Here is a 23,860-nt window from a genome sequence, read left to right on the forward strand (position 1 = left end):
ACAAAGGATAGCATATTCAAGGAAAGATTATGAAACGGAGTTTACTTTTTGAGTAGATATTTTAAAATAACAAAAGAAAAGTACTTCCTGAAAATATAAAAAAGAGAAGAAAGAGGGATAAAGCATGAAGAAAAAAGGACTTCTTTGCCTGTTGGCTGCCGGCGTGATGGCTCTTTCTGCCTGTAGTGCAGATGCTGGAAAAACCAGCAAATTTAATGATGAGGTTGTCATGAAGGTTGATGGCAGAGAAATCATGAAATCAGAATATATGGTATATTTATATACAACCACAAAGAGCTTTACTGCCGTAGGTGGTGACGATATTTGGACTATGGATTTTGATGGACAGACGGCAGATGAATTGGTGGCAGAACGCACACTGAACACCTTACAGAGTGTTATTGCCGCAATAAAGTATGCAGAGGAAAATAATATTGCCTTAACGAAGGAGCAAAAAGAAGCGGCGGCTAAGGCATCTGAACAGTTTGTCACAAATGTGCCGGCAGAGGATATTCAGAAAATGGGAATTGATGCTAAAACATTGACTCCATTTATGGAAGGCTCCTACTTATATTCCATGGTATATCAAGCCTTAGCAGCTGAATGCGAGGTTGATGATGGGGAAAAGGCACAATATTATGAACAGAACAAGGCGCAAATGAAGGATGACTATACCACACTGGACATTGACACCATTGTTTTAAACGATTTGGATAAGGCAAATGAGGTTGTAAAGAAGGCGAAAGCTGGTGAGGACTTCAACAGCTTATTTAAAGAATATGATGTAGATGAAAATGCGAAGCAAGAGGCAGAAGGTGGCAAAATGTCCGTGTATAAAGCACAGTTTTTATCTTCTTTTGCCATGGATGCTGTTCCGGAGGTAGGTCAGATTAGTGAACCGATTAAGATGGATAATAATTACTTTGTTGTGCGTGTGAATAAGATTACTGTTCCTGAGGACAGTGAGGTAAAGAAAATGGCGGAAACTGCTTTTGTGAATCAGAAGCAGGCGGAATATAGTGACGCCAGATTTGCTGAAATGATTGCTGCACAAAAGGTTGAATATGTGGATAAGGTTTATAACAGCCTTGAAAAGTTCCACGATACAAAGGTTGCAAAGCAGTAGTTTGGAGGAGTTTTTCAATCAGAAATGATTGAGAAGCTCTTCTTTTTCTTTGTTGAAAAACAAGTTAGGATAGAGTATCATAAAAGAAGAGGTTTAGGAAGGGAGGAAGGGTGCATCAAATGAAAGCATCCGCAGAAGATGGAAATCAAGAAGGTTTGGGCAGTGTTTTTTAGTCCTACAGGGGGGACGGAAAAGGTAGCAACAACTGTGGCACAAGCGGTGGCAAAAGCACTCTGCGCCGCATATGATACTTATGATTTTACATTACCACAGGGCAGAGAAAATGAGGTCGTATTTGGAGAAGGCGACTTAGTGGTTTTAGGAACCCCTGTTATTGCAGGACGGGTGCCTAATCTTTTGTTGCCTTATTTGAAGGAAAAAATAAAGGGTACAGGTGCCATTGGTGTTCCTGTTGTTTCCTTTGGAAATAGAGATTATGATGATGCGTTAATAGAACTACGCAATATCATGGAGGATAGAGGTTTTCAAACCGTTGCAGGGGGAGCATTTATCAGTGAACACTCTTTTTCTCGCAAGCTTGGTGCAGGCAGGCCTGATGATAAAGACCTTACTTTGTTGACACAGTTTGGTGAAAAAATCGGCGTAAAAATAAATCAAGGTTGGGTATATAGCCAGCCTGCATATGTAAAAGGGGAAGAACCCATTCGCCCTTATTTCACCCCACGAGATAGGCATGAGGGTGCAATCGATATTCGTAAGGTGAAACCTGTTACCGATGAAAGTTGCTGTAACTGCGGAATTTGTGCAGAGGTCTGTCCTATGGGGGCTATTTCAAAGGAAGATTATTCTTTGATTCCGGGAATTTGTATGAAGTGCTGTGCTTGTGTTAAAAAATGTCCCACGGGAGCAAAGTATTTTGATGATGGGGGATTTATTTATCACAAGGAAGAGCTGGAGGAGCTTTACGAAAGAAGAGCCGAGCCGGAATTTTTTATATAGTCAATACCATAGAAAGCTAATATAGCAGGCAAGGTTTGCATGAGGGACGTTACCTTTATAGAATCTAAGATTAATCAGAATGTCATCGCACCTTTATCTATATAAGGGTGCTTTTATTTTATATTGCACAGCCTGTTTTTTTCGAGTATGATAAACGATGAAAGGGGAGTTTTGCATGAAGGTTGATGTTTCGTTGGATTTGTACCGAATTTTTTGTGCTGTGGTGCGCTCTGGGAACATGTCTGCTGCGGCCAGAGAGTTATACATTTCTCAGCCAGCGGTGAGCATGGCAATTCGGCAATTGGAGGATCGCATGGGAAGCCCTCTTTTGATTCGCACGGCAAAAGGGGTATACCCCACTGCAGAAGGGAAGCTTCTGTATACTTATTTGGAGCAGGCTTTGGGATTGATTCACGCCGCAGAAGAAAAATATTTTCAAATGGTAAATATGGAAATGGGTGAGTTGAAAATTGGTGCCAGTGATACAGTCATTGCAAATTTTCTCCTGCCTTATTTAGAAAAATATCATAAGCTTTATCCTGACATTAATATTAAAGTGACCAATAAAACAACCTATGAGTCCTTACGTTTATTGAAAAACGGAAGCGTGGATGTTTGTTTTATTAATTTGCCAATTAATGATGATGGGGATTTGGAGATAAGACCTTGCATTGAAATACATGATATTTTGGTTGGTGGAGAACGGTATAAGCGCCTGTCTGAGGTTGGGTTAGATCTAAAGGATTTGCCCGGCTACCCATTACTTCTATTGGAGGATTTGAGTAATTCCAGAAAATATATTGACCGCTATGCTGAAGATAATGGTGTTATATTAAACCCTATTTTGGAACTGGGCAGCAGTGACTTATTGATAAGCTTTGCCCAAATTAATTTGGGTTTGACCTATGTTATTAAGGAGTTTACAGAGGAAGCATTAAAGGAGAAACGTCTTTACGAAATTCCCATTACGCCACCATTGCCAAAGCGCAATATTGGCATGGTTCATTTAAAAAATGTAACCCTACCTCATGCGGTAAGAGGATTTATTCAGTTAATTGAATTTCAAAAAAATTAAATTTGCGTTGACAGAAAACGTTCTTCATGATAATATATGAATGGATGTTCAAGTGTTCAGAGGAATGAGGTGATTCTATGAAGCATGATTCCATCAAGCCTAGCGATATTCATGTACTTGATGAGATAGAGCAAGATTATTTACGGGATGTTGCAGAGTTTTTTAAGGTCTTTGGGGATGTTACAAGAATCAGATTATTGCAAAGCCTTTTAGCAGGTGAAAAGAATGTTGGAGAGCTGGCTGATTGTTTAGAAATGTCCCAATCGGCTGTGAGCCATCAATTGCGGGTATTGCGTCAAAATCTATTGGTGAAATACCGTAAGGAAGGAAAGACAGTTTTCTATTCTTTGGATGACGAACACGTACAAACAATATTAGAGCAAGGTATGACTCATATTCAGCATAAACGTGGGTATACTGAGTAAAGGAATAAGGCTGTTAAATAATTATTTTGACAGCCTATCTTAAAAAACAATATATGAACAAATAATCATATGAACATTTGTGGAGGTGTTTTGGTGTGAAAGTATATTTAAAAGGTTTAACCTGTGCCAATTGTGCGGGAAAGATTGAAACAGCGGTGAACGCATTGAGTGAGACCCGTCAAGCTGAAATTAACCTAGTAAAGCAAACTATGGAGGTTTCTCTATCAGAGGGGACTGAAGAGCTGGGTGTTTTGCACAAAATTGAGAAAATTGTACATAAATTTGAGCCGGATGTAGTGGTAGCCATGGAGAGCAGTAGAGCCATAGAGACTGCCGGTTGTTCCTGTTCCCATTGCAATGAAGGCTGCCATGAACATGAAGATAGTCATGAGCATGAGGATGATCATGGACACGACCATGGGCAAGGGGAAGAAGGAGAAGGAAAAAAAATTCTGATTCGTTTTGGTCTGGGCGGTATTTTGTTTTTAGCGGCAGTTTTTATGCGAGAGACCACTTGGGCGGTGCCATTATTTTTGGTTTCTTACGGTATTTTTGGTTATGATGTTTTGCTAAGGGCAATTAAAAACATTGCAAGAGGTCAAATTTTTGATGAAAACTTTTTAATGTCTATCTCTACCGTAGGTGCCATTGCCATTGGGGAAATGCCAGAAGCGGTATTCGTTATGATGTTTTATCAGATTGGTGAGGCTTTTCAGGATTATGCAGTACGCAGATCCAGAAAATCTATCACCGCTCTATTGGATATTCGCCCAGATTCGGCGGAAGTGATCACCGAAAGTGGTATCAAACGGGTGCATCCCGAAGAGGTTAAAATTGGAGATATCATCTTGGTGAAGGCAGGGGAAAGAATTCCTCTGGATGGCAGGGTAAAGGAAGGCCATGCCAATTTAGATACAGCGGCTTTGACAGGAGAAGCGTTGCCCAGAGGGGTAGAACCGGGTAGTGATGTTTTAAGCGGATGCATTAATTTGGATGGTAATTTGAAGGTTGAAGTAACAAGACCATTTAAAGACTCTACCGTTATGAAGATTCTGGAAATGGTTGAAAATGCCGCAGGTAAAAAATCCAAAACAGAGCGTTTTATTACGCGCTTTGCAAGGGTTTATACTCCGGTTGTAGTAGGTTTGGCTGTAGCTTTAGCGGTACTGCCTCCAGTATTAGGCTTTGGTGAATTCCAGATGTGGTTTGGGCGTGCTTTGATTTTCTTGGTAGTATCTTGCCCATGTGCTTTGGTGCTCTCGGTGCCATTAAGCTATTTTGCTGGGATTGGTGCATCCTCCAAAAATGGTATTTTAGTAAAAGGCGGAGGAGATTTGGATACCTTATGCCATGTATCACAGCTTGTTTTTGATAAGACGGGTACATTAACCAAGGGGAAATTTTCCGTAGTGAAAATAGAAGGGGAGAATAAAGAGGAGCTTATGCATTTGGCTGTTTTGGGTGAGGCCAATAGCAATCATCCCATTGCAGAAGCTATTGTTCAGGAATATAAAAAGACAAAGGAAATCTCTGCAGATTTGGCAATGGATTATAAGGAATTGGGTGGCTTTGGTGTTTCTTACAGCGTAAATGGAGAGCAAGTTTTATTAGGAAATCATAGATTAATGGAGCGTGAAAAAATTTCCTTCAAGCCCTATGAGGGAATTGGTTCAGTGGTTTATGTTGCAAAAGATGGTACGTATATGGGTTATATTGTGGTAGCTGATACCCTTAAGGATAACTGTAAGGAGGCATTGTCTTCTTTACGGAGTATGGGTGTCCACAACATGACAATGCTCACAGGGGATAGGAAAGAAAATGCCCAAGTTATGGCGAAAGAATTGGGGATTGATCAATTCTATGCGGAATTATTGCCTGAGGATAAAGTTCGTATTTTAGAAGAAATTAAAGGTAAAGAAACAAGCGGAAAGGTTGCCTTTGTAGGGGATGGCATTAATGATGCCCCTGTTTTGGCTGGGGCGGATTTGGGTGTTGCTATGGGTGGCATTGGGTCTGATGCGGCCATTGAGGCGGCGGATGTGGTACTGATGGATGATGACATCGGAAAACTGTCTGTGGGTATTCGCATTGCCAAAAACACACGGGTTATCGTAAGGCAAAACATTGCCTTTGCATTAGGCGTCAAAGCATTGGTTTTGGTATTGAGTGCTGTTGGTATGGCAACTATGTGGATGGCAGTTTTTGCGGATGTTGGTGTGGCAGTATTGGCAATTTTAAACGCTATGAGAAAGAAATAAAAAATAAGAGGGTTTTTCAGCAGAGTGATTTACTGTTAATTTTATAAGACAAATGTTTGGCGGGGAATGTGGTTTTCATTTTTGGAAAAAGCGTTCTCTGCCATTTTTTTGTACCCTCGATACACTGCAGGGGTTTTTGTCCATGGAAATGGCACTAAACTATAGCGTTTTGTTAAAAAAGAACCGTCTGTGTCTTATATGTGAAGACAGAAGGTTCTTTTATTGTAAATCATACTATAGTAAATGATGTTATTAATGAAAATTTGATAAATAAGGGCAAGTACGATTTTTTATTACTTTATTGCCATAGGATTACAGGAATCAAGATCCTTTTTTAGAATTTTTAATATATTTCTGTGCCAATTGTTCATATTCCTTATAAACATCTTCGTTTACATATGCCGATATAGACCTTTCTATGTTCTCATTAGAAAGAGTAACTCTACGGATATTAGGTTCTAATTCATTGCAACTGACACCAAAGGTTGTTACTGCATTTTCTGAGACAATTTCAAATTCGTACCCACCACCACCGTAAAGAATGTAATCTATTGAAAGTGGATTAATGTTTGGATTCATATATTTAATTTTGGATGCTATCTGTAATAAAGATTCATAATCAGACTGGTCAATTTGGGTATAGTTCTCTTTTTCGGCTAGGCAACCATGTTCATAGACAAAGGCTTGTACGACATTTTCAGAAAATACATTGAACCCTCTTATCCGTTGATAGTCTATCGAAAACCAATAAAATAAGCCAATATACTTGCTATTACAACGCCGACTAAAAATACTTTTAATTTTTTCATAGTTCCCTCCGCAGTGAGTTTTAGCCTGTCCAATTAAAGGAACCTATCTACGTTATTTTTTAATGTTGGTATAGTTACTGTCTTAGTATCAAAAGCTTTATAAGGGCTAGGACCTCCCGAATATAGTTTACAGGAACTAAATACCATTGTATTTTTGCGTGCAGATAGTTACTATTGATTCCTACAATTTTAGATAACTCGTTTGCTCTAAATAAATGAAAATCATTTGTTATAAAAACTGACGTGTATTCGTTTTTAAAATGGGTATCTAATAGCTTTTGGGATAAAACAAAGTTTTCATAGGTGCTTGTAGAACGGTCTTCTTTTATTATCTTATTTTCGGGAATTCCTCTTGAAAGCAAATATCTTTCCATTGCTAAGGCTTCCGTTATGGTTTCGTTGCGGCCTTGTCCTCCAGATACAACGATCATTGCGTTTGGATTTTTATTGAAATATTCTATGCTTTTTTCCAACCTATAATAAAGGGGAAGGGTTATTTTATCGCCGTTCAGTCCTGCACCAAGAACAATCACAGCATCCTCTTTATAAGTTGCAGTGTCTATTTGACCAAAGACAGCAATAAACAAAATAGCCGAAATCATAATTGTGTTACCTATTAAGAATAGATTTTTTAGCCACTTAACAACGCCTTTTTTTGAAAGTTTTTGAATCCTTTCGTAATAAAAACCATAGATGAAATAGGCAGCACCCACCATAAATGTTGCTATAACACCGATATTAAAACTAATTACCAGTGACAAAATGAGTGCATCACACGCTAAATATATCCCAAGTATGATGAATATAGATTTAATAAATTTTTTCAATGTTTATCCCACCTCTTCAATTTCAAATAGTGCGTAAAATCTACGCAACAGTAAAGTAAATTATCTTTAGATCCTAGTTTGTAGATTGTTTAAGATAGCTTCTAAAATTTTACAATTAAAAATTAGGAATATCAATTGTTTTAGAAAATGGTACTACTTATTTAAGAAAGTTGTAGGAACCTCGTAAAAAAGCCTTTCCAAACTATCACTCCCATAGATGATACTGTGGGTGTTTTTTGGAAAGGCTTTTAGTCTGTTTAAAATGAAGAATCTTATTTTTCTTCTTTACTTTCAGAGACTATTTTTTTTACATTCTTTTCAAACTTTACTCTGGGCAGCATAACCATATGGCCACAGCCGCAGCATTTAATACGAAAATCAATGCCTACACGCAGAATTTCCCACTGGCTGGAACCACATGGGTGGGTCTTCTTCATCTGCACAATATCTCCAACTGAAAATACCATATTTTATGCCTCCTCCTTTTCTTTTACAATATGAACGGTACGCTGGGGGAAAGGGATTTGTATTCCCTCTTGATCAAAACGGTTTTTGATACGTCTGCGTAATTCTACCTCCACGGCAAAATTGGTCTTTACCATGCATTTTGCGACAATTCGAATGGTAACGGCGGATTCATCCAAGCCAACCATACCAAGAATAACAGGTGATTCCAAAATGCTCTCCATATCCGAAGTTTTCTTCATTTCATCCTCAAGAATGGATAATACATGGTCAATATTTTCTTCGTAGCCCACTCCTACATTTACGATGGCATTGATAAATTCGCTGGTCATATTTGTCACAATACCAACGGAGCCATTTGGGATGATGTGAACTTTTCCCTGAGCATCCCGTATTGTTGTGTAGCGTAGAGTAACACTCTCTACGGTGCCTGTGATATTTTGAATGGTAACCACATCTCCAACGGCAAAGTGGTCTTCAAAAAAAATGAAGAATCCCTCCAGCATATCCGTGACAACACTTTGTGCGCCCAAGCCGATGGCAACAGAACCCGCACTTGCAATAACCAATAAGGATCTTGGGTCAACGCCCAACAATTTCAAGATTGTAAACAATCCAACAAAGTAAACAACATATTTCACTACGCTGGAGGTGATTGTATTTAACGTATTTGCCTTTCTCTCAGACATAGCCAAACGTTGTTTTTGTGTTTGCTTTTGAAAGAACTTTTCCGCCACACGATTGGAGATACGTATGATAATCCAACAGAGAAGTAAGGTGCCTCCAACTTCAAGAATTTTCACACCAAGGGTGGCGGCGGTTTCCATCAAAGCTTCAAAGCTAAGAACTCCTTGCATTTTTCCCATTGTTTCCTCCTGTTTCTTTGAATTTTTCTGCGGCAGCTAAAAAAGCAGAAAAAAGCTTCTTTTGTTCTTCATTGACCATTGCTTCGGGATGCCACTGTACCCCTAAGACAAAGAGATTTTGCGTATGCTCAATGGCTTCAATGAGACCGTCCTGACTTTTTGCCGAAACACGGAGTCCGTCACCCAAAAGGGCAACCGCCTGATGATGGAAGGAATTTACCGTAACCTTTTCCTTACCCAACAAGGCGGAAAGCAGAGAGTCATTTTCAATGAGAATACTGTGGGTTCCATATTCACGGGGTGCCTGCTGACTATGCTTTAGTTTACTGCCCGTTTGAACAAAAATATCCTGGTAAATTGTTCCGCCTAATGCAATATTAATCACTTGCATACCACGGCAAATTCCCAATATAGGTATATTTTTCCCAATGGCTTCACGGCACAGAGCGATTTCGTATTGATCCCTCAATGGGGAAATTTCTCCGCTTTGTGCTAATGGTTCCTCTTGGAACAGTAACGGATCAATGTCTCCTCCGCCACTGAAAATAATTCCATCGAGAAAAGGGGGAATTTCAGCATAGGGAAACAATAAGATTGGGAGTCCACCGGCAGATAAGATGGCGGAAATATAATCTTCATGAATTTTATATCTACGGATGCTGCTATCATAGTCTGGAGTAATGCCGATTACCGGTTGCATAGAATCCTTCCTTTTTATAAACTTTCCTAATAGTATACAAAAGATGAGAAAGTTTTGCAATGGAGGACAAGGAGAAATATGTTCTCTTGTAAAACAGCAGGATATTGTGCTATGATTAAAATACAGATAAATGGGCGAAGATGTAACCGTCCAACAAACATTACACAGAGTGGAGATGACAAAAATGAAGACCATTGGAATTATTGGGGCAATGGAGGAAGAAATTCTTTGTTTAAAAGAGAAAATCGAAATTGTTACGACAAAAAATGTTGTTGGCCTGTCTTTTTATATTGGCAGATATAATGGGAATAATATCGTTTTGGTGAGAAGTGGAATCGGCAAGGTAAATGCCGCTATTTGCACCCAAGCCATGATTGATTTGTTTGGTGTGGATTATATTCTGGTGCTGGGTGTTGCGGGAGCACTGGTTGAGGAACTGAAAATTGGAGATATCGTGATTTCTACCGATGCAGTACAGCACGATATGGATACATCAGCCTTAGGAGACCCGATTGGGATGATTCCTCGTATGGCGGAAAGCTACTTTAAAGCTGACGAGGAATTGATTCGTTTGGCTCAAGCTTCAGCAGCAGAAATTGCTGAGGGCTATCGGGTTATCACTGGGCGTATTGCCAGTGGTGATCAATTTATTTGCACAAAGGAAGGCAAAGCAACCATCCGAAAGAATGTGCAAGGAACCTGTGCGGAGATGGAAGGGGCGGCTATTGCCCATGCATGTTGGTTAAACCGCATTCCATTTTTAATTGTACGAGCAATTTCCGATGGTGCAGGGGAGGAAGCAAATATTTCCTATGAGAAATTCAGCATTATGGCTGCAAAGCGTTGCAGTGACCTGGTGGAAAAAATACTAGAAAAATTATAAATTTTGCATATAATAGCATGGGGATAAACATAGAAGGACAAAAACGTCATACACATCCATATATTTGGTATTTTATTGTAATATATGGATAAAAAAGTGCCTAAAAATGACCTCGATTTTTTTCTAATGATTCTGCGGTATTGCTCTTGTCAGAGCTGTTTTGTTACTGTATAATGCAATCATGAAGAGATATTTCGCACACAAACTATTTTTTGACACGAGAGAGCCTAGAAAGGAGTGCCATCTATGACAGCAAAAACTCATGGATATATTACAAAAGAAATAGAACTGGAACAGCTTTATCAGTTTGTTTTAAAATATTTCGACCCCAGTGCAAAAATAAACCGCTATGAAAATCGTTTCGGCGAAAGCAACGAAATGGCAGTTTATTTCACATACAAGGGCGAGGAAAGACGACTTTTTACAATGGTTTATAAAAGCCGTAAATTTTCTAAAAACGGAGAGAAAAATCGCATGATTTTCCTTGACCTGGATTATTGGGGTCATAGCGTAGAAATTATGCGTTCAATTTTGTCCTTCTTCGGCGGTTGGCTGGATGAAAATGACTGTGACAATGAGGAGCCATATTTCATTGAAGTTCAGGCAGACGGCGTTACCCCTAACATCATTAAAATTACCAGAAGCGAGCTAAACAGACGTTTAGGCGGTATGGTTGTAATTATTGAGGATGATGAGGTCTAAGTAAAAGAAAGAGTTTTTCCTTCGGGAAAGACTCTTTTCCTTTTATGGGAAGCCTTGCAAAGACGTTTCAATTTATGATATACTGCAAAGATACAGAAGCATACGAGGGTGGATAAAGTTCTGGAAAGGATGGGGTCTTTATGGTTGAAAAAGATTTTTGTCGCAAGTTGGATGAAGATATTGACCGCAGTCTTGAAACTTGGGATGCCTACTCGTATGATGAAGAGAAAATGTCCGTTTTATTCCGTTATTTGATGGTTACTTATGGAGCGCTTATAGAGGGTTTTTGTGATGAACTTAGAGTGATTCAACCCTATGAGAAAACTGCATTACAGGCGGAGGCATATCGTGAAAATGTAAAAAAAATGCTGGAGCGGCTAGAGGGCTTTCGTCAGAACGGTTATAAAAACGAAGGTTTATTGGAATATTACCTGAGCCAAGAGCAAAAAGACATCAGCATGGAAGTTGATTTTACCCAGTTGCGCTTGGAAATTGGGTTTATGGAAAGCTTATCTAGGCATGAAAAGGATGAAATAATTGAAAAATTAGGAGAAATGGAAGAAATCTGTTCACAAGTGTTATTAAAACGGCAGAAGTGGGATCAATTGCGCAGATATTTGGTCTGGCTTTCAGGCAAAGATGTGGATATAGCATTAAAGATACTTCCCATTTTTTTTAAAATAAGCAAAGTGTAAGAGGGAATAAAATGATTAAGTTAATTGTATCGGATATGGATGGCACACTGCTCAATGATGAAAAAAATATTGATGGAGAAATCTATAATATTTTGCCCATGCTTAAGGAAAAGGGAATTCGCTTTGTTGTTGCCAGCGGCAGACAATACCCAAGCCTCAAAAAGCATTTTCATGAGCATATAAAGGATGTTGTTGTAATTGCAGAAAACGGTGCCTTTGTGGTGGATGATGGGAAAGAGCTTGTGGTTGAGCCTATGGCAAAGCAGGAAGTAAACCATTGTTTGGAAAATGTTTTTGCCCTCAAAGGTGTAGAACCTTTACTTTGTGCAAAATATTGTAGTTATACCAGAAGCCCAGAGCTTTTGGACTATTTGTCATCACCTCTATTTCATTATGAAATGAGATTAGCAGAGGATTTATATCATGTGGAAGATGACATTTTTAAAGTATCCATGATTTCGCATGGAGGAGAAAGTGCAGAAAGCTGCTATGATAGATTACGCCCCAAATTGGATGACAGTTTAAATCTTGTGATTTCTGGCGATGCTTGTTTAGACACAGGGTTGAGGGATGTTACAAAAGGAACGGCGGTTGCGGCCTTGCAAAATATGTGGAACATAACCCCCGAGGAAACAGTGGTTTTTGGGGATCAATATAATGATGTTGAGATGCTAAAACAGGCTTATTACAGCTACGCCATGGAAGGTGCATCCAGCGGTGTAAAAAGATTCGCCCGTTTTCAGGCGGGAAGTAACAATAACGGTGGGGTAGTCAAAGCCATTCGAGAATTGACTGGGCTTTGAAACCGAGAAGGAACGGAGAGAACCATGAAAAGAGCAGCAAGTTATGCCCTTGGGTGCAAGGTAAACCAATACGAAAGCGAAGCCATTGCCGAGTTATTTGCTGAAAAGGGATATGAAATTGTAGGAATAGATGAAGCAGCAGATGTATATGTCATTAATACCTGTACGGTAACCAATTTTGGAGATAAAAAGTCCAGACAATTGATACGCAAGGTAAAAAGGCAGAATGAAAATGCTGTGGTTGCCGTAGTGGGATGTTATGCCCAGACAGCACCTGATGAAATTATGTCTGTTGAGGGTGTAAATTTGGTTATTGGAACCAAAGACCGTGGACAGATTGTGGAAATGGTGGAGCAATATCAACCGCAAAATGGCGTGGAAAACCATGTAACTGATATTATGAAGGAGCGGGTGTTTGAGCCCCTTTCAATTCAAAAGCTGGCAAATCGTACCCGTGCCTATTTAAAAATACAGGATGGATGCAGTCAATATTGTTCTTACTGCATTATTCCTTATGCCCGTGGACCAATCCGCAGTCGAGAACCCAAGGATGTAGTGGATGAGGTTAAGAGGCTGGAAGAAAATGGTTTTCAAGAAATTGTTTTAGCAGGAATCCATGTGGCAAGCTATGGGAAGGATAGGACAGATACCAGCCTTTTGGATATTTTGCAGCAGGTTCATGAAGTGAATGGGATTCGTCGTATTCGTTTTAGTTCTATTGAGCCCAATGTAGTAACGGATGAGTTTGCAAAGACCATAGCAGAATTGCCGAAGGTGTGCCATCATTTTCATCTTTCCTTACAAAGTGGGTGCGACAAAACCCTGAAGGAAATGAACCGTAAGTATGATACGCAAAAATACCGTGAAGCGGTGGCCCTTCTAAGAAGGTATTTGCCCGATGTGGCATTAACCACAGATATCATTGTGGGTTTCCCCGGTGAAACAGAGGAAGATTTCAAGGCATCCTATGAATTTGCAGAGGAAATCGGCTTTGCAAAAATTCATGTTTTTCCCTATTCCCCAAAGACCGGAACGCCGGCGGCACAGAGAAAAGACCAGCTTCCAAGTAATGTAAAAACAGAACGAAGCCATCAATTGCTTGCATTGAGCGATAAAATGAGCGAAGAATTTTTAAATAAATATGTTGGCAAAACCTTGGAGGTTTTGTATGAAAGACCTGTGGAAGCGGGCATTTATGAAGGCCATACTTCAAACTACATGAAGGTGCTGACAAAAAGCGAAATGGACTTATCTAATCAGCTGGTTTTCACAAAGATTGTTGAAGTGCAAGGAGAAAATGCTTTTGGCGAGGCAATTTTGTAATTATTCTGTAAGGATAATATAGTTGCAATCCGCTTTGGTTTATATTATGATGAAGTAAGATAATTAAGAAGAGCGAATGGATCAAGTGGGTGGGGAGTGAGAAGTATGAGTAATATCAACGAAACACAATATTTTGGTAGAGTAGAAAAAGAACCCGAGAACGAAGCAAAAAAGATCCTCATCGCTGTTAGTACGGCTTTGAAGGAAAAAGGATATAACCCCGTAAATCAGATTGTTGGATATATTTTATCCGGAGATCCTACCTATATTACCAGCTATATGAATGCCCGTGTAATGATTCGTAAATTGGAGCGAGATGAACTGCTGGAAGAATTGGTAAAGGACTACATGAATCGTAATGAATAAGAAAGAGGAACCTATTTGCGAATTTTAGGATTGGATTATGGCGATAAAACCATTGGGGTTGCAGTGAGCGATCCCTTGGGGTGGACAGCACAGGGTTTGGAAATTATCCGTAGGGATAACCCTGGCGAATATAAGAAGAGCTTAAAGCGTTTGTCAGAATTGGCAGAGGAGTATCAGCCTGAGGTGATTGTTATGGGCTATCCCAAAAACCTGGATAATTCTGAAGGAGAGCGCTGTATCAAGACAAAAGCTTTTGCAGAGCGCATTGAAAGACGTTTTCCCAATATTGAACTTGTTTTATGGGATGAACGATTTAGCACCATTGCCGCTGAGCGAGCGTTGCGTGAGGCGGCGTTAAGCCATGAGAAGCGAAAAAGTGTGATTGATAAGATGGCCGCTGTGCATATCCTTCAAGGCTATTTAGATAGCAGAAACAGAGGATAAGCCTGTGGCAGACGGAATGTAAAGGAGCTAGTTTATATGGCAGATATTTTTGACGAAGTAAATGAATATGAGTTTGAAACCGTGACAATGACCGCTGAAGATGGTTCAGAAGTTGAGTTTTCTATTATTGATAATGTAGCCTGTGGTGGCGAGCGGTATTTACTGGTTGTTGAAACAGAATTGATTGATGATGATGAGGCAGAGGCCCTAATTTTAAAGGAAACCTCAATTAATACAGATGATGTAACCTATGAAATGGTTGAAGATGATGCAGAATTTGACCGTGTTGCAGACCTATTTGCACAAAAGAGTGACGACTACGAAGTAGAAATTGACTAAGTTGATTTTATTTATAAAAGGACTTTTATGAGTGAAGAAGGGATAGAATCCTTTGGATGAGGATATCCAGACGCTATCCCTTGTGCAAGCTCTTTTCATAAGATAAAGTGAAGCTTTTTAATAAGGACTTTGATAGGAACAACGGTAACAGGCCGCCTATAGTAAGTATTATTTTACAATCCTTATTTTTCGACAGTAATTGTGGGCATTCCTTTTTTAGAGGAATGCTTATAAGTAATGCCTTTTGTGGCAGAATAAGCTTGATGAAAAGGGTGGGTTGCTCACCTTAATATATGAGAAACATACAATAATATATGGGCACTGATTTTGGAAGCTCCTTCATTTAACAGGGGTCTAGGTGAAGTGCCGTTCTTTTTAATGGGAATTATATAATGATATTGATCTAAGACGCATACGAAATAAGCGTTTACGATAGATGATAGGCTAACTGCCGAATCATCATGTGCGTGAAAAGAAAGAAAACAAACTACATAGGATTTGGCAGAGCCTCTAGGAAGAAAGCATGGTGCGAGAGATGCTTTCAAATAATGCTGGTGACTGCCCTTTTTATGTATACCCAAAAAACAGATAAAAAGCTTTTTATTTGTATAGGGTTATGTTTTTGCGGTTTAAACTCCGCTTTTTTGCGGCATAATTATGAAATAAGGAAAACGGAAAATGAAATGAAAAGGAGGTGTGTTTTTTGGCAGGAAGAAAACCAAAACCCAAGGCAAAGTTAAAGATTGCCGCATTGGGTGGGTTAGAAGAAATCGGGAAAAATATGACCATGCTTGAATATGGGAATGATATTATGGTCATTGACTGCGGTCTGGCATTCCCTGAGGATGATATGCTTGGAATTGACTTGGTTATCCCCGATGTAACTTATCTGATCAAAAACATAGACAAAGTAAGGGGAATTGTACTGACCCATGGTCATGAGGATCATATTGGTGCATTACCTTATATTCTGAAACAGCTGAATGTACCGGTATTTGGTACGCTTTTAACACTAGGGCTGTTGGAAAACAAGCTGAGAGAACACAAAATGCTGGACAAAACCGTGTTGCACACAGTTGTTCCAAGAGAAAGGGTGAATTTGGGTCAATTTAATGTGGAATTTATCCACACCAATCACTCTATTGCGGATTCTGTCGCTCTGGCGATTCATACACCCATCGGAACGGTGGTGCACACAGGAGATTTCAAGGTGGATTATACACCCATTGATGGGGAAATTATTGACCTACAGCGTTTTGGAGAGTTAGGCAAAGAAGGCGTTCTTCTGTTAATGAGTGATAGTACCAATGCAGAAAGAAAAGGCTTCACTATGTCTGAAAAGAACGTTGGTAAGGTTTTTGAGAAGATTTTTGAGGATACTCCCAAAAACCGTATTATGGTTGCAACGTTCTCGTCTAACATCCATCGAATACAGCAGGTCGTAAATGCTGCGCATATGTATGGACGTAAGGTTGCCATTATCGGCAGAAGTATGGTCAATGCAGTGAAAACTGCTTCTGAGTTAGATTACTTGACCATTCCTCCTCGCACACTGATTGATATTGGCGAAATTAAAAACTATAAAGATGAACAGCTTGTCATTATCACCACTGGCAGTCAGGGCGAAACCATGTCCGCCCTCACTAGGATTGCAATGAATGAGCATAAGCAGGTAAGCGTGAAGCCTGAAGATAAAATTATTATCAGTGCATCTGCAATTCCCGGTAACGAAAAGAATGTTACCCGTGTGATAAATGAGTTGTTGAAGAAGGGTGCAAATGTTATTTACGGCGATATGGAAGAAATTCACGTTTCCGGTCATGCTAGACAAGAAGAGCTTAAGTTAATGCTAGCGTTAACAAAACCTAAGTTCTTTATGCCGGTGCATGGTGAATTTATGCATCTTTCATGCCATAAAGATTTAGCCCTTTCCATGGGCTTAGATAAAAACAATATCTTCATTATGAAATTGGGTGAGGTGTTAGAAGTAACACGTAATGAGGCAAAGGTTAACGGCACAGTACCTGCCGGTCGTGTTATGGTAGATGGACTTGGCGTTGGCGATGTTGGTAACATTGTATTGCGAGACAGAAAGCACTTATCTCAGGACGGTTTAATGGTGGTGGTTGTCACCATGGATCGGGAGAGTGGTACCATTGTTGCCGGACCCGATATTATTTCCAGAGGTTTCGTATACGTTCGAGTGGCGGAGGACCTTATGGACGAGGCAAAGAAAGTGGTGCTGGAAGCATTACTGGATTGCGAGGAGAAGAATATCACCAGTTGGAATTATATTAAGGGTGTCATTAAAGATACTCTAAAGAATTTCCTCTGGCAGAAAACAAAAAGAAGCCCTATGATTTTACCAATAATCATGGATGTATAATCAAATCCCCCAAGAATGCTGATAGAGCATTTTTGGGGGATTTTTTGTCGCGAAAGGAAAAAGGGCAGTTGAAATGAAAAATAACTTTGTTTTTTGACTAGTAGATAATTCGCGTTGGTATCATTATGTCAATACAATTTGGCATTATTTCAGAGAAAGTATTCTATTGTATTTGTGAAATTTGCTAATTTTAAACGTTATAATTGGTAAATATTTTTTTGTACTTTGTGAAAATTCTAGGAAATTTTAAAAATTATACGAAAAAAGTAGATTTTTGACGAGAATAATGGTACACTTATAAAAATTTTTTTAGAAGGAGTTGTTGCAATGCTATTTTTACGAGAATATTTAATTATGCTTACGGAATCGGCAATTTTAATGTTTGAGTTTGTTGGTGTGGGAATCATGATTATAGCCGGTGTTAGGGGGATTTATAACTATATTCGTCGAGATTCCCATACCCGATTAAATCTCTCCAAAGGTATGGCCATGGCACTTGAGTTCAAACTTGGCGGCGAAATTTTACGAACGGTTATAGTCCATGATTTTTCTGAAATCCTTATTATAGGCGGTATTATAGTACTGCGAGCAGCCCTAGCCTTTATGATTCATTGGTCGATTAAAAACGAAGAGGACTGAATATCCTGCAGGGAGATACCTACAGAAGATGTTGTTTGAAAATTTCGTTTATAAGGGAAGCAAAAATTTACTTGTCTTTAAAATTTGAGGCAATAGCAGCAGATTTTCCAATTTCAGGTTTTAGACCATTCTAAGTTAAACTTGCTGAGTAGGACATCACCTTAGAACAGCAATGTTTTCCAGTCAATAATGTACAATCTTAATACTTGTCTTTAATAATTATCACTATTGGTTTAAATGAGAGAACAATGGAGTTGCCCCTCGATGATATGCGGACGTCTCTTCTTCTTTTCTTTCTCAAAACACAATTCATATTTTTATTTTATTTATGTTTAAAGAGCTTCAATTTAATCCTTTCTTACTATTATTCTCTCCAAAATAGTATTTGAACAAATTTTTTACCGTTGGCCTTTAGCGCATGCGTCCACTTTTATGATATAATGATTTTAGGAAAGGCGGGACGGATCATGCAATCAATAAAGGAAATCAAAGAATACTTAGAGCAATGCCCTTTGGAGGAATTACATCAAGCTGTAGGAGCATTTGAAACTGATGAGAGAAAGGGAGTCCAATTGGCCGTTGCTTCGGCTTTGAAAAGAAGAGCCGCCTTTGAAAAAGAGCAATTGCGTTTGGATGCCTTATTGGAATATGAAAGGGCTTGTTATGCCCAGGGGTTTGATTTGGTTGCAGGGGTAGATGAGGTTGGCCGTGGTCCGTTGGCGGGGCCTGTTGTTGCGGCGGCTGTTATTTTACCTAAAAACTGTTTGATTGAGGGTGTTGATGATTCTAAAAAGCTTTCAGCAAAAAAACGAGAAACCCTTTATGATGAGATTTTAGAAAAAGCAGTATCTTATGGAGTTGGTGTGGTTTCTTGGGAGAGAATCGATGAAATCAATATCTTGCAGGCAACTTATGAGGCTATGCGAGAGGCACTTGCCCAGCTAAACCCAGTGCCAAGGTTTATTTTGGCAGATGCGGTGACGATTCCTGAAATTTTTATACCCCAAAGGGGCATTATAAAAGGAGATGCAAAGAGTCTTTCCATTGGTGCGGCAAGCATTGTGGCAAAGGTATACCGTGACAGGCTGATGGAGGCTTATGAGGAGTTATATCCCGGTTATGGTTTTGCTTCCAATAAAGGTTATGGATCAACGGAGCATATTGCGGGCATACGTGTTCATGGTCTTTGCCCCATTCATCGCAAAAGCTTCGTGAAAAATTTTGTCAATCCCGAGGATAATCAGACCAAAGGTGTCATTGGTGAGGAAATGGCGGTCAAAGAAATGCGTCGACTGGGGTATGAAATTTTGACTAGAAATTATCGTATCCAAGGGGGAGAAATTGATATTATTGCAAAAAAGGATACATACATCATCTTTACCGAAGTAAAATATAGGGCAGGACGGAAAAAGGGTGAGCCTTGCGAAGCGGTGAATCACCGTAAGCAGGAGCATATTATTCGCACAGCAAAGGCATATATTGCAGAATATTCCTTAGATTGTGATTTTCGTTTTGATGTTGCTGAGGTATTAGAGGAGAATGGCAAATCATATTTCCGTTATACAGAGAATGCGTTTTGGATAGCATAAGGAGTGGGCTATGAGAATAGAAAATTTGGGAGAATTGGAAGTTGTTGTTTTTGACAATCTAAATCAAACGGGCATGGTAAAGCATTGTTTTACCACACGTCATGGCGGTGTAAGCAAGGGCTTTTATGCAACGATGAATATGGGCTTGACCAGAGGTGAAGATAAAGAGCTGGTGTTGAAAAATTATGAGATACTTGGGGATGCCATGGGTTTTTCCAAAGAAAACTATGTGACCTCCCAGCAGACCCATACGACAAACGTGCGACAGATAAAAGGGCAAGACAAAGGCAAAGGCGTACTGCGGGAAAGGGAATATTTTGATGTGGATGGATTGATTACCAACGAGCCCAATATACCCCTTGTAATTTTTGGGGCCGATTGTGTTCCTGTTTTTTTATTGGATACCCAAAAAAAGGCAATTGGTATGGCACATTGCGGATGGATGGGAACGGGCAACCGTATGGCAGAGCATACCCTAAAGGCAATGGTGGATGCATTTGGAACAGAACCCGAAAATGTGGTTGCGGCAATTGGGCCGTCCATTGGGAAATGTTGTTTTCAGGTGGATGCCCCTGTGGTAGAGCTGTTTCGCAAAAACATAGCCTTTGCAGATGAGATTATATTTGACGACCCTAACGAAGAAGGGAAATATCGTATTGATCTTTGGGAGACAAACCGCCGTTTGTTGGAGAATATGGGGGTGAAAAACATCGAAATCGCAGGGCTTTGCACCATGTGCGACACAGAGCGTTTTTATTCCCACAGAAAGATGAAAGAAGACAGGGGTGTAATGGCGGGTATTATGGAGCTGAAGGGCTGAAAACAAAAGATGTGCTATTGTATTTGGAAAGAATACTGTGGTATAATCCTAAGGTGGCTTTTAAGGCTGAATTTACCTAATTAATGCAAAAAAGAATTTATTTGCGATAGAGAGAAATATGGAGGAATCATTATGAGTAGACCAATCGTAGCAGTGGTTGGCCGTCCCAATGTGGGGAAATCCACATTGTTTAACCGCTTAGCTGGAGAAAGAATCTCCATTGTGCAAGATACACCTGGGGTAACCCGTGACCGTATCTATGCGGATGTGGAATGGCTGAACTATAAATTTACCTTGATAGATACCGGTGGTATGGAAATCGGTTCTGAAGAAATTATACAAAAACAAATTTTACAGCAGGCGGAAATTGCCATTGAAACTGCTGATGTTGTTTTATTTATTACTGATGTAAAAACAGGTGTAACAGATGATGATCGTCAGGTGGCAAATATGCTGCGACGCACCAAGAAGCCTGTGGTATTGGCAGTTAACAAGGTGGACAGCACCAAACGGGACACTTTGGATATTTATGAATTTTATGAGCTGGGTATTGGTGATCCTATGCCCATTTCAGCAGGACAGGCATTGGGCCTTGGAGATATGCTGGATCAGGTTGTAGAGCATTTTCCTGATGATTCAAGCATGGGTGAAGAGGAAGATGCCATTCGCGTTGCAATCATTGGAAAGCCAAATGTTGGTAAGTCTTCTTTGATTAACAAAATTCTTGGAGAAGATCGCTTAATTGTAAGCAATATTCCAGGAACAACCAGAGATGCTATTGATACACCCATTACAATCGATGGAAAAAAATATATCTTTATTGATACTGCGGGAATGCGACGCAAGAGCAAAATTAAAGAAGAGATTGAGCGTTTCAGCATCATTCGTGCCGTTGCAGCGGTGGAGCGCTGTGATGTGGCAATTTTGGTTATTGATGCCAATGAAGGGATTACCGATCAGGATACCAAAATTGCAGGAATTGCCCACGAAAGAGGTAAGGCGGCCATTATCGCGGTAAATAAGTGGGATTCCATTGAAAAAGATGATAAAACCATGAACAGTTATTTAAAGGATATCGGCAATGAGTTAGCTTATATGCCTTATGCGCCAAGGGTATTTATTTCCGCCCTAAATGGCCAGAGAATCAGCAAAATGCTGGAATTAATTCAAACAGTACACGAAAATCACGCTTTGCGCATCAGCACAGGTGTGTTAAACGAGGTATTGATTGAGGCAATGGCGATGCAACAACCTCCAGCAGATAAGGGGCGTCAGTTAAAGCTATATTATATGACTCAGGTTTCGGTAAAACCGCCAACCTTTGTTATTTTTGTAAATGAAAAGGAATTATTCCATTTCTCCTATCGTAGATATATAGAAAATCAATTGAGAGATGCATTTGGCTTTGTTGGCACACCAATTCATTTTATAGCGAGGGAAAAAGGGGCAAAGGATTGATATGTTTAGACTCATTAGTTTGCTAATCGGGTATTTTATTGGTTGCATTTCCATGGGCTTTATTGTTGGAAAGCTTACAAAAACAGATTTACGAAAAAAAGGAAGCGGAAATTTGGGGACAACCAATGCCTTGCGCGTGCTGGGTTTTCGTGCAGGTCTGGCGACTTTTCTTGGGGATATTCTGAAAGGTGTTGTGGCATTCTTTCTTTGTAGACTGATTTTTCCTGATGATAGTTTGCTGGCGGGTATTTATGCAGGTGCAGGAGCCATTTTAGGCCATGACTTCCCCTTCTATTTGAAATTTAAGGGCGGAAAGGGTATTGCTTCTACCATTGGTATTGTACTATCCTTGACATTTGTATTTTCCCCATTTCTTGGGGCGATTACCATAGCCATAGGGATTTTGGGTGTAGCTTGTTCCGGTTTTATTTCTATGGGCTCTATCTTATTTTCAATTTCTATTCCAATCAGTGCCTATTTTTTAGGAATGCCAACAGAAGCAGTGGCGATTTTTACTGCATTGGCGGTTTTGGCAACTTGGCTCCATAGGGCAAATATAAAACGGTTAATATCCGGCACGGAAAATAAATTTACACTGCATAAAAATGTGCAGTAGGAGTTATATTGGAGGTGGCAACAGTGAAAAAAGTTGCAGTAATCGGTTCTGGCAGTTGGGGAACGGCTTTGGCTGTAATGCTTCAAAAACATGGACATGACGTTGTGATTTGGTCCAGACGGCAGGACGCTGTGGAGCAAATGCAAAAAGAGAGAGAAAATAAAGAATATTTGCCGGGAGTGTTATTGCCCGAGGGCTTAAATTTTACAGCTGAGAGAGAGAAAGCAGTGAAGGATGCGGAAATCATTATTCTTTCGGTGCCCTCCAAGGCTGTACGTCAAACAGCTATGGATTTTGCTCCATATTTGAAACCCAATCAGGTTTTGGTGAACGTTGCCAAGGGGTTAGAGGAGAACAGCTTAAAACGTCTGTCTCAGGTAATTCAGGAATGTGTACCTCAATGTCAGGTTTGTGTGCTATCAGGCCCAAGCCATGCTGAGGAGGTAGCAAGAGAGATTCCCACAACCTGCTTAATCGCCTCTGAAAATGCAGAGACGGCAAAGATGGTACAAGGGGAATTCATGAACCCAAGGTTTCGCCTTTACACCAATACAGACATGGTTGGGGTGGAAATGGGTGCGGCACTGAAAAATGTTATGGCTCTAGCAGCAGGTATTTCTGATGGGTTAGGCTTTGGCGATAATACAAAGGCTGCAATTATGACCCGAGGTATTGCAGAAATGAGCCGTCTTGGCATTGAGATGGGTGGTAAGCTGGAGACCTTTGCAGGACTTTCGGGAATTGGAGATTTAATTGTAACCTGTACCAGTATGCACTCCAGAAACCGCAGAGCCGGCATTTTATTGGGTCAAGGGAAAACCCTTGCAGAGACCCTTGCAGAGATTAAAATGGTTGTAGAAGGCGTAAACACTGTGCAGGCGGCGTATACGCTGGCAAAAGAGCACAACGTGGAAATGCCTATAACCAATGCAATTTATGAAGTGCTGTTCCAAGGCAAAAATGCGGAGCAGGCTGTGCTTGATTTAATGAGCAGGGATGGTAAGGCTGAATGAAAATGAGATGCTCCGATTTTTATAAAATTGGAGCATTTTTTGTGCCTTCTAAGAAATTAAAAACAAAAAAATGTATTGATTTCTTAAATATAGAAAAACTTTTTTTAAGTATTTTCTTTCATTTACCGTTGTTTTTTCTAGTCAGATTATTATGAGAAGTTATATCGAAATTTTATTTTTTATTCTATATAAGGAGTAGGTATATTTTCTTTTCTTTTACAAATAATACAAGCACAAGGAAATCAAATGTAACAACCTTATTTGTAAACGGAG

24 protein-coding genes and 1 pseudogene are annotated in these 23,860 nt (G+C 39.7%); 21 read left to right on the forward strand and 4 right to left on the reverse strand.

The window, feature by feature from the left end:
• Nucleotides 1-124: 124 nt before the first annotated feature.
• From NE558_RS07355 to NE558_RS07375, 5 genes are all read left to right on the forward strand, one after another.
• Nucleotides 125-1,126: a peptidyl-prolyl cis-trans isomerase gene (locus NE558_RS07355; protein ID WP_256149357.1), complete on the forward strand. Its 1,002-nt coding sequence runs from the start codon at nt 125-127 to the stop codon at nt 1,124-1,126.
• A 162-nt stretch (nt 1,127-1,288) separates the two neighbouring features.
• Nucleotides 1,289-2,086 carry a 4Fe-4S binding protein gene (locus tag NE558_RS07360; RefSeq protein ID WP_312060462.1) on the forward strand — a complete coding sequence of 266 codons (798 nt, stop codon included), beginning with the start codon at nt 1,289-1,291 and terminating at the stop codon, nt 2,084-2,086.
• A 175-nt stretch (nt 2,087-2,261) separates the two neighbouring features.
• The gene (locus tag NE558_RS07365; RefSeq protein ID WP_256149359.1) at nt 2,262-3,161 is read left to right on the forward strand and encodes a LysR family transcriptional regulator; all 900 of its coding nucleotides are present in this window, start codon (nt 2,262-2,264) and stop codon (nt 3,159-3,161) included.
• Nucleotides 3,162-3,238: 77 nt separating this feature from the next.
• Nucleotides 3,239-3,586: an ArsR/SmtB family transcription factor gene (locus tag NE558_RS07370; protein WP_256149360.1), complete on the forward strand. Its 348-nt coding sequence runs from the start codon at nt 3,239-3,241 to the stop codon at nt 3,584-3,586.
• 95 nt (nt 3,587-3,681) lie between these two features.
• On the forward strand, nt 3,682-5,844 hold the full coding sequence (locus NE558_RS07375) for a heavy metal translocating P-type ATPase (protein ID WP_256149361.1): 2,163 nt from the start codon (nt 3,682-3,684) through the stop codon (nt 5,842-5,844).
• Between the two features lie 883 nt (nt 5,845-6,727).
• Here NE558_RS07375 and NE558_RS07380 read toward each other — a convergent pair.
• The 4 genes from NE558_RS07380 to NE558_RS07395 form a co-directional block, all read right to left on the reverse strand.
• Nucleotides 6,728-7,480 carry a YdcF family protein gene (locus NE558_RS07380; RefSeq protein ID WP_256149362.1) on the reverse strand — a complete coding sequence of 251 codons (753 nt, stop codon included), beginning with the start codon at nt 7,478-7,480 and terminating at the stop codon, nt 6,728-6,730.
• A 272-nt stretch (nt 7,481-7,752) separates the two neighbouring features.
• On the reverse strand, nt 7,753-7,947 hold the full coding sequence (locus NE558_RS07385) for a DUF951 domain-containing protein (protein WP_066052689.1): 195 nt from the start codon (nt 7,945-7,947) through the stop codon (nt 7,753-7,755).
• Between the two features lie 3 nt (nt 7,948-7,950).
• Complete coding sequence (locus NE558_RS07390) at nt 7,951-8,811, reverse strand: mechanosensitive ion channel family protein (protein ID WP_256149363.1); 861 nt, start codon at nt 8,809-8,811, stop codon at nt 7,951-7,953.
• On the reverse strand, nt 8,786-9,511 hold the full coding sequence (locus tag NE558_RS07395; RefSeq protein WP_256149364.1) for a gamma-glutamyl-gamma-aminobutyrate hydrolase family protein: 726 nt from the start codon (nt 9,509-9,511) through the stop codon (nt 8,786-8,788). The genes NE558_RS07390 and NE558_RS07395 overlap by 26 nt, the downstream gene beginning before the upstream one ends.
• A gap of 184 nt (nt 9,512-9,695) precedes the next feature.
• Here NE558_RS07395 and NE558_RS07400 point away from each other — a divergent pair, with 184 nt between their 5' ends.
• From NE558_RS07400 to NE558_RS07475, 16 genes and pseudogenes are all read left to right on the forward strand, one after another.
• Nucleotides 9,696-10,394, forward strand: a complete 699-nt coding sequence (locus tag NE558_RS07400) for a 5'-methylthioadenosine/adenosylhomocysteine nucleosidase (protein ID WP_256149365.1) — start codon at nt 9,696-9,698, stop codon at nt 10,392-10,394.
• A gap of 246 nt (nt 10,395-10,640) precedes the next feature.
• On the forward strand, nt 10,641-11,096 hold the full coding sequence (locus NE558_RS07405; RefSeq protein WP_256149366.1) for a hypothetical protein: 456 nt from the start codon (nt 10,641-10,643) through the stop codon (nt 11,094-11,096).
• Nucleotides 11,097-11,236: 140 nt separating this feature from the next.
• Nucleotides 11,237-11,791, forward strand: coding sequence for a hypothetical protein (locus NE558_RS07410; RefSeq protein WP_256149367.1), 555 nt, complete (start codon nt 11,237-11,239; stop codon nt 11,789-11,791).
• A gap of 11 nt (nt 11,792-11,802) precedes the next feature.
• Nucleotides 11,803-12,594 (forward strand): HAD family hydrolase, encoded by a 792-nt coding sequence (locus tag NE558_RS07415; protein WP_256149368.1) that lies wholly within the window; start codon nt 11,803-11,805, stop codon nt 12,592-12,594.
• Nucleotides 12,595-12,618: 24 nt separating this feature from the next.
• Nucleotides 12,619-13,917, forward strand: a complete 1,299-nt coding sequence (mtaB, locus tag NE558_RS07420; protein ID WP_256149369.1) for a tRNA (N(6)-L-threonylcarbamoyladenosine(37)-C(2))-methylthiotransferase MtaB — start codon at nt 12,619-12,621, stop codon at nt 13,915-13,917.
• 105 nt (nt 13,918-14,022) lie between these two features.
• Complete coding sequence (locus NE558_RS07425; protein ID WP_066052659.1) at nt 14,023-14,283, forward strand: IreB family regulatory phosphoprotein; 261 nt, start codon at nt 14,023-14,025, stop codon at nt 14,281-14,283.
• A gap of 15 nt (nt 14,284-14,298) precedes the next feature.
• On the forward strand, nt 14,299-14,727 hold the full coding sequence (ruvX, locus tag NE558_RS07430) for a Holliday junction resolvase RuvX (protein ID WP_256149370.1): 429 nt from the start codon (nt 14,299-14,301) through the stop codon (nt 14,725-14,727).
• A gap of 36 nt (nt 14,728-14,763) precedes the next feature.
• A complete protein-coding gene (locus NE558_RS07435) occupies nt 14,764-15,066 on the forward strand; it encodes a DUF1292 domain-containing protein (protein WP_256149371.1) in 303 nt (100 codons plus the stop codon).
• 703 nt (nt 15,067-15,769) lie between these two features.
• A complete protein-coding gene (locus tag NE558_RS07440) occupies nt 15,770-17,452 on the forward strand; it encodes a ribonuclease J (protein ID WP_256149373.1) in 1,683 nt (560 codons plus the stop codon).
• Between the two features lie 327 nt (nt 17,453-17,779).
• A complete protein-coding gene (locus tag NE558_RS07445; RefSeq protein ID WP_256149374.1) occupies nt 17,780-18,091 on the forward strand; it encodes a DUF1622 domain-containing protein in 312 nt (103 codons plus the stop codon).
• 467 nt (nt 18,092-18,558) lie between these two features.
• Nucleotides 18,559-19,317: pseudogene (locus NE558_RS07450) on the forward strand (ribonuclease HII); the annotation flags it as partial.
• Nucleotides 19,303-19,680: a YraN family protein gene (locus tag NE558_RS14675; protein WP_334303603.1), complete on the forward strand. Its 378-nt coding sequence runs from the start codon at nt 19,303-19,305 to the stop codon at nt 19,678-19,680. The pseudogene NE558_RS07450 and the gene NE558_RS14675, both read left to right, overlap by 15 nt.
• Before the next feature lie 10 nt (nt 19,681-19,690).
• Nucleotides 19,691-20,500, forward strand: coding sequence for a peptidoglycan editing factor PgeF (gene pgeF, locus NE558_RS07460; RefSeq protein ID WP_256149375.1), 810 nt, complete (start codon nt 19,691-19,693; stop codon nt 20,498-20,500).
• Between the two features lie 132 nt (nt 20,501-20,632).
• Complete coding sequence (der, locus tag NE558_RS07465; RefSeq protein ID WP_256149376.1) at nt 20,633-21,958, forward strand: ribosome biogenesis GTPase Der; 1,326 nt, start codon at nt 20,633-20,635, stop codon at nt 21,956-21,958.
• A gap of 1 nt (nt 21,959) precedes the next feature.
• Nucleotides 21,960-22,574 carry a glycerol-3-phosphate 1-O-acyltransferase PlsY gene (plsY, locus tag NE558_RS07470; RefSeq protein ID WP_256149377.1) on the forward strand — a complete coding sequence of 205 codons (615 nt, stop codon included), beginning with the start codon at nt 21,960-21,962 and terminating at the stop codon, nt 22,572-22,574.
• A 23-nt stretch (nt 22,575-22,597) separates the two neighbouring features.
• Nucleotides 22,598-23,587 (forward strand): NAD(P)H-dependent glycerol-3-phosphate dehydrogenase, encoded by a 990-nt coding sequence (locus tag NE558_RS07475; RefSeq protein ID WP_256149378.1) that lies wholly within the window; start codon nt 22,598-22,600, stop codon nt 23,585-23,587.
• Nucleotides 23,588-23,860 lie beyond the last annotated feature (273 nt).

This window comes from Anaerotignum propionicum, assembly GCF_024461735.1.
GTDB lineage: Bacteria > Bacillota > Clostridia > Lachnospirales > Anaerotignaceae > Chakrabartyella.

Coding starts and splice junctions, on each gene's coding strand:
- NE558_RS07390 (WP_256149363.1), bottom strand. CDS start 8,811: ATGGGAAAAATGCAAGGAGTTCTTAGCTTTGAAGCTTTGATGGAAACC.
- NE558_RS07370 (WP_256149360.1), top strand. CDS start 3,239: ATGAAGCATGATTCCATCAAGCCTAGCGATATTCATGTACTTGATGAG.
- NE558_RS07425 (WP_066052659.1), top strand. CDS start 14,023: ATGAGTAATATCAACGAAACACAATATTTTGGTAGAGTAGAAAAAGAA.
- plsY (WP_256149377.1), top strand. CDS start 21,960: ATGTTTAGACTCATTAGTTTGCTAATCGGGTATTTTATTGGTTGCATT.
- NE558_RS07395 (WP_256149364.1), bottom strand. CDS start 9,511: ATGCAACCGGTAATCGGCATTACTCCAGACTATGATAGCAGCATCCGT.
- NE558_RS07435 (WP_256149371.1), top strand. CDS start 14,764: ATGGCAGATATTTTTGACGAAGTAAATGAATATGAGTTTGAAACCGTG.
- mtaB (WP_256149369.1), top strand. CDS start 12,619: ATGAAAAGAGCAGCAAGTTATGCCCTTGGGTGCAAGGTAAACCAATAC.
- NE558_RS07365 (WP_256149359.1), top strand. CDS start 2,262: ATGAAGGTTGATGTTTCGTTGGATTTGTACCGAATTTTTTGTGCTGTG.
- NE558_RS07415 (WP_256149368.1), top strand. CDS start 11,803: ATGATTAAGTTAATTGTATCGGATATGGATGGCACACTGCTCAATGAT.
- pgeF (WP_256149375.1), top strand. CDS start 19,691: ATGAGAATAGAAAATTTGGGAGAATTGGAAGTTGTTGTTTTTGACAAT.
- NE558_RS07405 (WP_256149366.1), top strand. CDS start 10,641: ATGACAGCAAAAACTCATGGATATATTACAAAAGAAATAGAACTGGAA.
- NE558_RS07445 (WP_256149374.1), top strand. CDS start 17,780: ATGCTATTTTTACGAGAATATTTAATTATGCTTACGGAATCGGCAATT.
- NE558_RS07385 (WP_066052689.1), bottom strand. CDS start 7,947: ATGGTATTTTCAGTTGGAGATATTGTGCAGATGAAGAAGACCCACCCA.
- NE558_RS07355 (WP_256149357.1), top strand. CDS start 125: ATGAAGAAAAAAGGACTTCTTTGCCTGTTGGCTGCCGGCGTGATGGCT.
- der (WP_256149376.1), top strand. CDS start 20,633: ATGAGTAGACCAATCGTAGCAGTGGTTGGCCGTCCCAATGTGGGGAAA.
- NE558_RS07400 (WP_256149365.1), top strand. CDS start 9,696: ATGAAGACCATTGGAATTATTGGGGCAATGGAGGAAGAAATTCTTTGT.
- NE558_RS07410 (WP_256149367.1), top strand. CDS start 11,237: ATGGTTGAAAAAGATTTTTGTCGCAAGTTGGATGAAGATATTGACCGC.